Annotated in this window: 8 protein-coding genes; 2 read left to right on the top strand and 6 right to left on the bottom strand. The window is 68.9% G+C overall.

All coding sequences use genetic code 11. The features are described from left to right. Nucleotides 1–8: 8 nt before the first annotated feature. Entirely contained in the window at nt 9–1,145 is a 1,137-nt protein-coding gene (gene cydB, locus DIE22_RS27750) for a cytochrome d ubiquinol oxidase subunit II (RefSeq protein ID WP_124496729.1), read from the top strand. Nucleotides 1,146–1,199: 54 nt separating this feature from the next. After that, on the top strand, nt 1,200–1,322 hold the full coding sequence (gene cydX / locus DIE22_RS27745; RefSeq protein ID WP_124606534.1) for a cytochrome bd-I oxidase subunit CydX: 123 nt from the start codon (nt 1,200–1,202) through the stop codon (nt 1,320–1,322). 214 nt (nt 1,323–1,536) lie between these two features. On the opposite strand, the gene nagE is transcribed toward cydX, so the two are convergent. From nagE to DIE22_RS27715, 6 genes are all read right to left on the bottom strand, one after another. Then, complete coding sequence (gene nagE / locus DIE22_RS27740; protein ID WP_124606533.1) at nt 1,537–3,291, bottom strand: N-acetylglucosamine-specific PTS transporter subunit IIBC; 1,755 nt, start codon at nt 3,289–3,291, stop codon at nt 1,537–1,539. Nucleotides 3,292–3,378: 87 nt separating this feature from the next. Beyond that, nucleotides 3,379–5,961: a phosphoenolpyruvate--protein phosphotransferase gene (gene ptsP / locus DIE22_RS27735; RefSeq protein ID WP_124606532.1), complete on the bottom strand. Its 2,583-nt coding sequence runs from the start codon at nt 5,959–5,961 to the stop codon at nt 3,379–3,381. Nucleotides 5,962–5,976: 15 nt separating this feature from the next. Next, on the bottom strand, nt 5,977–6,984 hold the full coding sequence (locus DIE22_RS27730) for an SIS domain-containing protein (RefSeq protein WP_124606545.1): 1,008 nt from the start codon (nt 6,982–6,984) through the stop codon (nt 5,977–5,979). Beyond that, nucleotides 6,977–8,080: an N-acetylglucosamine-6-phosphate deacetylase gene (gene nagA, locus DIE22_RS27725; protein ID WP_124496725.1), complete on the bottom strand. Its 1,104-nt coding sequence runs from the start codon at nt 8,078–8,080 to the stop codon at nt 6,977–6,979. Before nagA ends, DIE22_RS27730 begins: the two co-directional genes overlap by 8 nt. 102 nt (nt 8,081–8,182) lie before the next feature. After that, on the bottom strand, nt 8,183–8,917 hold the full coding sequence (locus tag DIE22_RS27720; protein ID WP_124606531.1) for a GntR family transcriptional regulator: 735 nt from the start codon (nt 8,915–8,917) through the stop codon (nt 8,183–8,185). 320 nt (nt 8,918–9,237) lie between these two features. Then, complete coding sequence (locus tag DIE22_RS27715) at nt 9,238–12,441, bottom strand: error-prone DNA polymerase (RefSeq protein ID WP_124606530.1); 3,204 nt, start codon at nt 12,439–12,441, stop codon at nt 9,238–9,240. Between the last annotated feature and the right edge of the window lie 6 nt (nt 12,442–12,447).

Genomic DNA, 12,447 nt, shown 5'->3' with positions numbered 1-12,447 from the left:
GAATCGCTATGGACTATGCAACTCTCAAGCTGATCTGGTGGCTGCTGGTCGGCGTGCTGCTGATCGGCTTCGCCGTCACCGACGGCTTCGACATGGGCGCGACCGCGCTGCTGCCGTTCCTCGGCAAGACCGACGAGGAGCGCCGCATCATCGTCAACACGGTCGGCGCGACGTGGGAAGGCAACCAGGTGTGGCTGATCACGGCCGGCGGCGCGATGTTCGCCGCGTGGCCGCTCGTCTACGCCGCGTCGTTCTCCGGCTTCTACTTCGCGATGCTGCTCGTGCTGTTCGCGCTGTTCTTCCGGCCGGTGGGCTTCGACTACCGCAGCAAGCGGCCCGACCCGCGCTGGCGCGCGGGCTGGGACTGGGGCCTGTTCGTCGGCGGCTTCGTGCCGGCGCTGGTGTTCGGCGTCGCGTTCGGCAACCTGCTGCAGGGCGTGCCGTTCAAGTTCGACAGCGACCTGCGCGTGACCTACTACGGCGGCTTCTGGGCGCTGCTGAACCCGTTCGCGCTGCTCTGCGGGCTCGTCAGCCTTACGATGCTCGTCGCGCACGGCGCCGCGTTCATCAAGATGAAGACCGACGGCGTGATCGCGCGCCGCGCGTCGATCGCACTGCGCGTGTCGGCGCTTCTCGCGGTCGTGCTGTTCGTGCTGGCCGGCGTGCTGGTCGCGTCGACGATCGGCGGCTTCCACGTGACGCACGCCGCGCCGAACGACACGGTCGCGAACCCGCTGCTGAAGGACGTCGCCGCCGGCTCGGGCCTGTGGCTCGCGAACTACGGCGAGTATCCGTGGATGATCGCGGCGCCGGTGGTCGGGATTGCGGGCGGGCTGCTCGCGCTGCTGCTCGCAGGCTCGAGGCAGGAAAAGACGGCGTTCTTCTGCACCGGCCTGATGATCGCCGGCGTGATCCTGACCGCGGGCTTCTCGATGTTCCCGTTCATCATGCCGTCGTCGCTCGACCCGCGCAGCAGCCTGACCGTGTGGGATTCGACGTCGAGCCACATGACGCTGCAGGTGATGCTGTTCGCGGTGATCGTGTTCCTGCCGATCGTCCTGCTCTATACGGGCTGGGTGTACCGCGTGATGCGCGGCAAGGTCACGCATCAGTCGCTCGAAGAGAACAAGCACTCGATGTATTGAACCCGGCCGGGGCGCGCACGCGCCCTCGACCACCGTTTCGCAAGGAGTCGGACCATGTGGTATTTCAGCTGGATTCTCGGTATCGGCGTCGCGCTGTCGTTCGGCATCGTCAACGCGATGTGGCTCGAAGCGCGGCAGAAGCCGCAGGAAACGCCGGGGCGCGCACGCCGCGACTGACACCGCGCGGGCGGCGGATCGCGCCGCCCCTGCCGTCCGGAACGAACCTCGCGTCGCGCGAGGTTTTTTTTCGTCCCGGCGATTCGGCAACCCGTTGCCGTCCGCCCCTCCAAAGAAAAACGGCTTGCGACGCATCGCAAGCCGTTTTCGTTTTACCGACTGGTGGCCCGAACCCGCTACGCGGACCGGGCCGGCCTCATCGCCTCATGCCGGATCAGGCCGGTTGCGCAGCCGCGCCGCCGCCCGTCGACGGCAGGCGCGCGCCGAGCTGTTCCGCATAGCGTGCCGCCGCATTGCCGCAGACGATGTGGAACGTGTCCGGCGACACCCATGCGACGTCGAGCGCACCGAGTCGAGCGCGATCGACCGCCGATGCGTCGCGCACGACGACACGCAGGCGCGTGGTCGCGATCGCATCGAGCGACGCGACGTTGGTCGCCCCGCCGAACACCGCGAGCCAGCGCAGCGGATCGGGGTCGAGCGGGCCGGCCGCCACGCTCGCGCCCGTGACCGGCTGCGCAGCCGCGGCCGTCGCCGTGGCCGTGGCACCGGTCGCGCCGCTGCCGATCGCCGAACGCATCTCGTCGGCAATGATGTCGGCCTCGGGCCCGATGATCACCTGCACGCTGTTGCCGCCGCGCTTGAGCACGCCGCGCGCGCCGATCGACTTCAGTTCCGGCTCCGACACCTTCTCCGGATCGACGACGGTCAGGCGCAGGCGTGTCGTGCATGCGTCGACGACCGTCAGGTTGCCCGCCCCGCCGAGCGCGGCGATATAGCGCTGCGCACGCGGCGCAGCGGCCGGTGCGACGAAGCCGCCCGATGCGTACGACTCGGTCGCCGCATCGGCCGAGGCCGGCTCGCGGCCCGGCGTCGCCATGTTGAACTTGCGGATGAAGAAGCGGAACAGCCCGTAGTACGCGACACCGTACGCGATGCCGAGCGGCACCGCGATCCAGCCCTTCGTCGACAGCCCGTAGTTCAGCACGTAGTCGATCGCGCCGGCCGAGAACGTGAAGCCGAGCTTCACGCCGAGGATCTGGCAGATCGCGAGCGACAACCCGGTCAGCACCGCATGGATCACGTACAGCACCGGCGCGAGGAACATGAAGCTGAACTCGATCGGCTCGGTCACGCCGGTCAGGAACGACGTGAGCGCCATCGAGAACAGCAGGCCGCCGACCATCGCGCGGCGCTCCTTCGGCGCTTCGTGCAGCATCGCGAGACATGCGGCCGGCAGGCCGAACATCATGATCGGGAAGAAGCCGGCCATGAAGGTGCCCGCGGTCGCATCGCCCGCGAAGAAGCGGTGCAGGTCGCCGTGCACGAGCTCGCCGCCGGCCGGCGGCGTGAAGTTGCCGAACACGAACCACGCGAGCGAGTTGATGATGTGGTGCAGGCCCGTGACGAGCAGCAGGCGGTTCAGGAAGCCGAACACGAACGCACCGATCGCGCCCGCCGTCGTCAGCCACTGGCCGGCCGCGTCGATCGCATGCTGGACCGGCTGCCACACGTATCCGAAGACGATGCCGAGTATCACGCATGCCAGCCCGGTGATGATCGGCACGAACCGCTTGCCGCCGAAGAACGCGAGGTAGTCGGGCAGCTTGATGTCCTTGTAGCGGTTGTACAGCAGGCCCGCGACCACGCCCGCGATGATCCCGGACAGCACGCCCATGTTCAGCTTGGGATCGATGTCCTTCATGATCGCGGTTTCGATCAGGTAGCCGATCGCGCCCGCGAGCGCCGCCACGCCGTTGTTGTCCTTCGCGAACCCGACCGCCACGCCGATCGCGAACAGGAGCGGCAGGTTGTCGAAGATCGCGCCGCCGGCGTCGGCGATCATCTTGATGTTGAACACATCCGGCTGTCCGAGCCGCAGCAGGATGCCGGCGACCGGCAATACCGCGATCGGCAGCATCAGTGCCCGGCCCAGGCCCTGTATCTTCAGAAACGGATTCCCGTCCATTCAGTCCTCCAATCCATGTCTCGTCATTAAGCGTCGTTGACCTAATTGCTTTCGTAGTGAAACGGGCCGCGCGCCCGCCGCCGACGTTCAGTCGAGCGGCCAGACCTCGCGGCTTGCTGCCCTTACCGCCTGTGCCGAGTCGAGTGCGAGCAGATCCTGCGCACGCTGGCGACACAGCTGGTAATCGAGACGGCGCACGCGCGCCTTGATGCCCGGCACCGACATCGGGTCGACCGACAGTTCGGTCACGCCCAGGCCGACGAGGATCGGCACCGCGAGCGGATCGCCGCCCAGCGCGCCGCACACGCCGACCCACTTGCCGTGCTTCGCCGCGCCGCGCACCGCGATGTCGATCAGGCGCAGCACGGCCGGATGCAGTCCGTCGGACTGCGCGGCCAGGTCGGCCTGGCAGCGGTCCATCGCGAGCGTGTACTGCGTCAGGTCGTTGGTGCCGATCGACAGGAAATCCGCGTGCTGCGCAAGCTGGTCGGCGAGCAGCGCCGCCGACGGCACCTCGATCATCACGCCGACCTCGATCGGCTCGGTGCGGCCCCGCGCACGCGCGAATTCGTCGATGCGCTTGCGCAGCCGCACGAGCTCGCCCGCATCCGTCACCATCGGCAGCAGGATGCGCACCGCGCCGAACGGCTTCACGGCGAGCAGGCCCTGCAGCTGATCGTCGAGCAGGTCGGGGCGCACCTGTGCGAGGCGGATGCCGCGCAGGCCGAGCGCCGGGTTCGGTTCGGGCGGCAGCGTCAGGTAGTCGACTTCCTTGTCGGCGCCGACGTCGAGCGTGCGGATGATCGCGGTGCGGCCCTGCAGCGCGTCGACGATCGACTGGTAGCTCTGCTGGTGCTCGACGACGCTCGGCGCGGCCTGGCGATGGATGAACATCAGCTCGGTGCGCAACAGGCCGACCGCGTCCGCGCCGTTGTCGACCGCGGTGTTCGCGTCGTCGAGTGTCGCGATGTTCGCGGCGACCTCGATCGCCCGGCCGTCGGTGGTCGCGGCGGCGGCGCCGGCCAGCTGCCGGTTCGCCTCGCGCACGCCGTCCAGACGCTGGCGCTCGTGGCGCGCGCGCTCGACGTCGAGCGCGGTCGGCGCGTGTTCGAGACGGCCCGCGCTCGCATCGACGACGACCTGCGTGCCGTCCGGAATCGCGTACAGCGCGTCGCCGACCGCGACGAGCGCCGGAATGCCGAGCTGGCGCGCGATGATCGCCGCATGCGACGTCGCGCCGCCGCGTGCCATCACGAGCGCGGTCACGCGCTGGCGATCGAGCGACGACAGGTCCGACGGCGTGAATTCCTCGGCGGCGAGCACGGCCTCGCCGGGCAGCGCGCGCGTCGCGCCGCTCGTGTGGCCGAGCGCGCGCAGCACGCGCTTCTCGATGTCGCGCAGGTCGGCCGCGCGCTCGGCGAGCAGCGCGTCGTCGAGCTTCGACAGCGTGTCGATCTGCGCGCGGATCGTCGCGCGCCACGCGAAGCCCGCGCTCTTGCCGAGGCTGATCTGGTCGCGCGCCGCGTCGACCAGCGTCGGGTCCTCGAGCAGCACGCGATGCACCGCGAAGATCCCCGCCTCGCCGACCGCGCCGCGCGCCGATGCGTTGCGCACCGTTTCGTCGAGTTCGGCGTCGACCGCCTTCAGCGCCTGGTCGAGCCGGCGGCTTTCCGACGCGGGCGTGCCGGTCGCCTGTTCGGGCGGCACGATGTCCGCATCGTCGAGACGCACGAGCGTGCCGACGGCGATGCCGGGCGCCGCGCACACGCCCGCGAGCGTGTTCGGGTCGAGGGTTGCGCCGGTGTTGTGCACGACCGCCCGCGGTGCGGGCGACTTGAGCCGTGCCGGTGTTTCCTCGACCTCGCCGTGCGCTTCGCGCAGCAGTTCGTGCGCGACCGCGTCGACGGCTTGCTGCGCGTGCGCGCCGCGGCCGACCAGTTCAATCGTCGCACCCTCGCCGGCGCCGAGGCCGAGCAGGCCGACCACGCTTGCGATCGGCGCCTTGCGGCCGTCGAAATGCACGTCGACATGTGCATCGAGCCCGCGCGCGGCTTCGCGCGCCCGCGCAGCCGGCCGCGCGTGCAGGCCGCCCGGTTGCGTCAGCACGACCTCGCGGCGCACTTCGTTCATCGCCGCGGCGCCGGCCTGCGCCGCCTGCGCGGCGGCTTCGCCCTTGCCGCGCAGCGTCAAGAGCGGCGTCTCGCCGGCCGTCGCGAAACCGCTCGCGCGCTCGACGACGTCGAACGCGTCGGAGTTCGCGATCGCGATCACCGAGACCAGCGAATGCGCGCTGCGCGCGACCGCGTCCTGGTCGAACTCGATCAGCAGGTCGCCCGCCGCGACTCGCGCGCCGGCCTCGACGTGCGCGGCGAAGCCCTGCCCGTTCAACTCGACGGTGTCGATGCCGATGTGCAGCAGCACTTCCGCGCCTTGCGGTGTCGTGATCGTCACCGCATGACCGGTACGTGCCAGATGCGACACGACGCCGGCGCACGGCGCGACGAGCCGGCCCGCGAGCGGGTCGATGCCGATGCCGTCGCCGAACATCCCGCCGGAGAACACCGGATCGGGCACATCGGCCAGCGCGACGATCGGCCCGGTCAAGGGGCTAAGCAGGACGATCTGATCATGGGTGGAACTCTTCAACTGGGACTCCTCGGCGCGTCTCATCGGCTGTCTCGGCTATCAGTGCGTTTCGGTGACTTTGTTCAGGTGGCGCGGCATGTCGGGATTGCGGCCGCGCGCGACGGCGAGATCCGCCGCCATCACGTAGAACGAAAGAATGGCGGCGATCGGGTCGAGCGCCGAATGGGCGGATGGCGCGAGCGGCAAGGTCGCGCCGGGCGTGCCGGCGGGCGCCGCGAGCAGCACGGCAGCGCCGCGTGCGCGCATGTCCTGCGCGAGCTGCAGCAGCCCGGCCTGCTCGGGCCCCGGCGGCGCGAACACGAGCAGCGGATAGTCGCGGTCGATCAGCTCCATCGGGCCGTGACGGACTTCGGCGCTCGAGAACGCCTCGGCCTGGATGCCGGAGGTTTCCTTCAGTTTCAGCGCGGCTTCCTGCGCGATCGCGAGACCCAGGCCGCGGCCGATCACGATCATCCGCTCGATGCCCGCGAGCGCGGCGACGGCCGGCGACCAGTCGAGCTGGCCGGCCTGTGCGAGCGTGTCGGGCAGGCCGCGCAATGCCGTCATCAGCGCGGTGTCGCGCTGCCAGTACGCGACGATCTGCGCGGACAGCGACAGCATCGCGATATAGCTCTTGGTCGCGGCGACCGACAGTTCGGGGCCGGCCAGCAGCGGCAGCTGGTGCTCGCACGCGTCGGCGAGGGGCGACGGCAGCACGTTGACGGCGGCGACGGTGCGCGCGCCGGCTTCGCGCAGCGCGGCCATCGTGTTGACGAGATCGGGGCTCTTGCCCGACTGGGAGAACGCGAGCGCGAGCTGGTCCTGCACCTTCAACGGCGCCTGCTGCAGCGTCGCGACCGACATCGGCAGCGACGCGACGGGCACGCCGAGGCGGCTCATCGTCAGGCTCGCGAAATAGCTGGCGGCGTGATCCGAGCTGCCGCGCGCGACCGTCAGCGCGACGGCCGGCGGGTGGTCGAGCAGTTGGCCGGCGAGCGCCTCGACGCGCGTGGTATCGGCGAGTTGCGCGGCGACGACCCGGGCGGACTCGCGCGCTTCCTTAAGCATATTCGACAATCGATTCTCCTTCGACGTAGGTCGCGGTGAGGTTCAGGTCGCGATCGAACACGGCGAGGTCGGCCCATGCGCCGCGCTCGAGGCGGCCGCGATCGGCGACGCCGAGGTAGTCGGCCGCATAGCGCGACATCCGGTTCGACACGTCGGCGATCGGCAGGCCGAGCGACACGAGGTTGCGCAGCGCCTGGTCCATCGTCAGCGTGCTGCCGGCGAGCGTGCCGTCGGCGAGCCGCACGCCGCCGAGGCACTTCGTCACGCGCTGGCTGCCGAGCCGGTATTCGCCGTCGGGCATGCCGGTGGCGGACGTGCTGTCGGTCACGACGTACAGGCGCGGGATCGCGCGCAGCGCCGCACGAATCGCGCCCGGATGCACGTGCAGCAGGTCGGGGATGATTTCCGCGTACTCGGCATGCGCGAGCGCGGCGCCGACGAGGCCCGGGTTGCGGTGATGCAGCGGCGACATCGCGTTGAACAGGTGCGTGAAGCCGCACGCGCCGTGCTTGAGCGCGGCGACGGCGTCGTCGTAGGTCGCGAGCGAGTGGCCGAGCTGCACGCGCACCCCGCGCGCGGCCATCTCGCCGATGATCTCGATGTGGCCGGCGATTTCCGGCGCGAGCGTGACGACGCGGATCGGCGCGATCGACAGGTACTTCAGCACTTCGTCGAGCACCGCCGACACGGCCGCGTCCGGCTGCGCGCCGAGCTTGCCGGGGTTGATGTACGGCCCTTCGAGATGCACGCCGAGCACGCGCGCGCCGCCCGGCGTGCGGGTGCGGGCGACGGTGCCGAGGTTCGCGACGACCTCCATCAGTTCGTCGCGCGGCGCGGTCATCGTCGTCGCGAGCAGGCTCGTCGTGCCGAACTGCGCGTGCGTGCGCGCGATCGTCTCGATCGCGTCGCCGCCTTCCATCACGTCGGCGCCGCCGCCGCCGTGCACGTGCAGGTCGATGAAGCCGGGCAGGATGTAAGGCGCGTCGTTCTTCGCGGGATCGGCAGGCGTGCCGTCGAGCGTGGTGATGCGGCCGTTCTCGCTGTCGAGCGAGCCGTGAATCCAGCCGTCGGGGGTGAGGATGTTTCCAGTCAGCATGACGTTTCTCTTGATGATCTGGTGACGCGGACATCCGCGTCGCGATTTGCAAATTCGTTGCGTTGCGTTTCGTTGCGCGTGGCGCGCGAGCAGTCTCGCGCGTCAGCGTTTCAGTTCGGCGACGAAGTCGTAATAGTCGTCGCGGCAATACGTTTCGGTCACTTCGATCGCGCGCTGGTCGGCGCCGTAGCCGATGCGCGTGATCACGAGCAGCGCCGAGCCCGGCTTCACCGCCATCCACTTCGCGATCTCGTGCGTCGCGTTCGCCGCGCGAAAATGCTGCAGCGCGCGCACGACGGTCATCCCGCGCGCCTCCAGGTATTCGTACAGCGACGCGCCCAGCGCCTGCGGATCCGACACCACCGCGGCCGGCAGCGTCGAATGCTCGACGGCCATCACGATGCCGTCCGCGCGGCGCAGCCGTTCGAGCCGCGCGACCGTCGCGCCCGGCGCGAGACCGAGCCGCGTGATCTCGTCGCGGCTCGCGGCGCGCAGCGTGCGCGACAGCCACACCGAATCGGGCGTGAAGCCGCGCTGCTGCATCTTCGCGGTGAAGCCGACGAGACGCGACAGCGGATCGGCCACGCGCGGCGTGATGAAGCTGCCCGCGCCGCGCGCCCGCTTGATCAGCCCCTGCTCGACCAGCAGCGCGAGCGCACGGCGGGCCGTGATCCGCGACACGCCGACCGCCCCCGACAGCAGCCGCTCCGACGGCAGCGCCTCGCCGGCCCGCCACGCGCCGGCGTGAATCGCGCTCGTCAGGTTGCGGGCGAGCTGCAGATACAGCGGCGTGTCGTCGAGGGAATCGGGCGCCAGTTCGGACCAGCCGGTTTCCATGGGCCTCCGGGTGTCGGACGACGATCTCGGACCGTCGAAAGTGAACGCATTATATAACCACCATAATACCAATCAACGAACTGGTATTAGCGATGCGGAAATCGCCGGAAGCCTTGCCCGGCAAGCGTTTTAGTAGCGGGAAAGCCTTTGTTTACAATGCGATGCGGGATAGGGATTTACCCGAAGTGGTATGCAAGGGGACAATTCAGGCACCGGATCCGCAGGGTTTTGGGGGCTGAAAATGAGACCGGAATAGAACCAATTCGGTCGACTGGTATGCATCCGGCCGCAACACGCGAGCGGCGTACCGGCGCGCCGCGTCAGTGGAACTCGCGGCTCGACGTGCGCAGGCCGCCGAGCAGCGGCGTCAGATCCTCGAAATGCTGCGCGACGAGGTGCCGCACGTCGCTCACGACCTGCCACACGCCGGACGCCGCGAGCAGCCGCGAATCGAGCGTTTCGCGGCGCTGCCGCGCGAGCAGCTCGGGCCGCACGATCACGTTCACGCAACCCGTTTCGTCCTCGAGCGTCATGAACATCACGCCTTTCGCGGTGCCCGGCATCTGCCGAGCGGTCACGAGCCCGCACGCACGGGCGAGCCGGCCGTCGGGGCGGTCGCGCAGTTCGGCCGCGGACGACAGCCGCCGCGCGCGTAGCTCGGGCCGCAGCAGCGCGACGGGGTGGCGGTTCAGCGTGAGGCCGGTGGTGTGATAGTCGGCGAGGATGTCGTCGGCTTCCGACGGCGCGCCGAGTGCAGGCTGCTCCGCTTCGTCGATCGGCGCGGCGGCCAGCAGGTCGCGCTCCGGCGCCGCGGCGACGGCCTGCCACAGCGCATCGCGGCGATGGCCGGCGAGCGTCGCGAGCGCGTTCGCGGCGGCGAGCGCTTCGAGATCGCGGCGTTCGAGCTGCGCGCGGCGCGCGAGTGCATCGACGTTGTCGAACGGGCCGGCCGTGCGCGCGATTTCGATGCGTCGCGCGGCGGCTTCGCCGAGACCGCGCACGAGCGACAGGCCGAGCCGCACCGCGGGCTGGCCGTGTGGCGGCGGCTGGTCAGGCAGCGCTTCGAGCGATGCTTCCCAGTTGCTCAGCGTCGCGTCGATCGGCAACACCTGCACGCCGTGGCGCTTCGCGTCCTGCACGAGTTGCGACGGCGGGTAGAAGCCCATCGGCTGGCTGTTCAGCAGCGCGGCGAGAAAGATCGCCGGTTCGTGGCATTTGAGCCAGCTGCTGGCGTAGGCGAGTTTCGCGAAGCTCGCTGCGTGGCTTTCGGGGAAACCGTAATCGCCGAAGCCTTTGATCTGCTCGAAGATCTGTTCGGCGAAGTCGGGCGGATAGTCGCGCTCGCGCATCCCGTCGACGATCTTGCGGTGATATTTCTCGAGGTTGCCCTTGCGCTTCCACGCGGCCATCGCGCGGCGCAGTTCATCTGCCTCGCCGGGCGTGAAGCCTGCCGCGATCATCGCGATCTGCATCACCTGTTCCTGGAAGATCGGCACGCCGTACGTACGTTCGAGCGCAGGCTTCAAGTCCTCCTTTGGATAACTGACCTTTTCGATTCCCTGGCGTCGTTTCAGATAGGGGTGCACTGCCCCGCCCTGGATCGGCCCCGGCCGCACGATCGCAACCTCGATCACCAGATCGTAGTAAGTACGCGGGCGCAGGCGCGGCAACATCGACATCTGCGCGCGCGATTCGATCTGGAACACGCCGACCGTATCGGCCCGGCAAATCATGTCGTAGGTCGCTTCGTCATCCTGTGGAATGTGCTTCAACGTGAACGCCTCACCACCCGGCTCCGGCGGCCCGCGCCACGCGGTACGCATGTCGAAGGCGCGATGCAGCGCCGACAGCATGCCGAGCGCGAGCACATCGACCTTCATCAGCCCGAGCGCTTCGAGATCGTCCTTGTCCCACTGGATCACGCGCCGCCCGTCCATCGCCGCGTTCTCGACCGGCACGAGCCGCGTGAGCTTGCCGCGGCTGATCACGAAACCGCCCGAGTGCTGCGACAGATGGCGCGGAAAGTTCAGCAGCCGCGCGGCGAGCCGGGCCCACGCCTGGATGAGCGGCGTCCCGGGATCGAGCCCGATCGTCGAGAATTGCTGCAGCAGGTCGCGGCTACCATCGAACCAGCGGTGCGCTTTCGCGACGCGATCGACCAGCATCGGATCGACACCGAGCGCCTTGCCGGTTTCGCGCAGCACGCCACGCGGGCGATAGGTCGAGACGGCGGCCGCGAGTGCGGCGCGATCGTGCCCGTACTTCTCGTAGATATGCTGGATCACTTCTTCCCGGCGCTGATGCTCGAAGTCGACGTCGATATCGGGCGGCTCGCCGCGCTCCGCGCTGATGAAGCGCTCGAACAGCATCGTGCTCTGCTCGGGATTCACTTCGGTGATGCCGAGGCAGAAGCAGACGACCGAGTTTGCCGCCGAGCCACGCCCCTGGCACAGGATGTTCTGGCTGCGCGCGTATTTGACGATGTCGTAGACGGTCAGGAAGAACGGTTCGTAGCTCAGCCTCGCGATCAGGTCGAGTTCATGCCGGATCTGCTTGTCCACTTTCTCCGGAATGCCGTGCGGATAGCGCTCGGCCGCCCCTGCACGGGTTTCCTGTTCCAGATAGCTCGTCGGCGTGAGCCCCTTCGGCACGATCTCGTCGGGATACTCGTAGCGCAGCGAGTCCAGTTCGAAATGACACGCATCGAGAATCGCGCACGTCTCCGCGATCTCGCCCGCCGAGTACAACTGCCCGATCCGCTGTCGCAAACGCAGATGCTGCTCCGCATTCGGCGCAAGCACATAGCCGCACTCCGAGACCGGCATCCCGACGCGAATCGCCGTCATCACGTCCTGCAGCGGCTTGCACGAGCGCCGGTGCATCGTCACGTCGCCAAGCGCGACGATGCGCACGTCGCGCCGCTCGCCGGCCGCACGAATCTCGTCGCGTTGCGCACCGTCCAGCGCACGCTGCAACTGCACGAGCCCGAGCCGCGCACGTTCGCCGAACGTCGTGCGCAACCACGCGACCTGTGCATCGAGCACGTCCGCACGCACCGGATACGCAGGCACGAGAATCGCGAAGCAGTCGGGCATGCCGCGCAAGTGCGCAAACGCCTCGGGCGGCATCGACAGCATCCGCGACGTCAGCTTGTAAGTGCCCTTCGGCGCTGCCATCCGCCGCCACGAAATCAGCTCGGACAGATTGCCGTAGCCCTCACGGTTCTGCGCAAGCAGCACGAGCCCGAACGCCCCGGGGCCCGGATCGTGGCCGGGCGCGACTTCATCCGGCGTGACTTCGAAGTACGAACCGATGACGAGCGGCAGCCCTTTCGCCTTCGCCGCGACATGCATGCGCGGCGCGCCTGCGAGCGAGCATTCGTCGGTGATCGCGATCCCGCGATAGCCGAGCTCGAACGCGCGCTCGACCAGTTCTTCCGCATGCGACGCGCCATGCAGGAACGAAAAGTTCGAACGGCAGAACAACTCCACGTAATCGGGCAGCCAACTGAATTCCGCAACCATGACCGT

This window comes from Burkholderia sp. Bp9142, assembly GCF_003853415.1.
In the GTDB taxonomy this organism is placed as follows: Bacteria; Pseudomonadota; Gammaproteobacteria; order Burkholderiales; family Burkholderiaceae; genus Burkholderia.
This window is presented reverse-complemented; position numbering and strand designations above follow the sequence as displayed.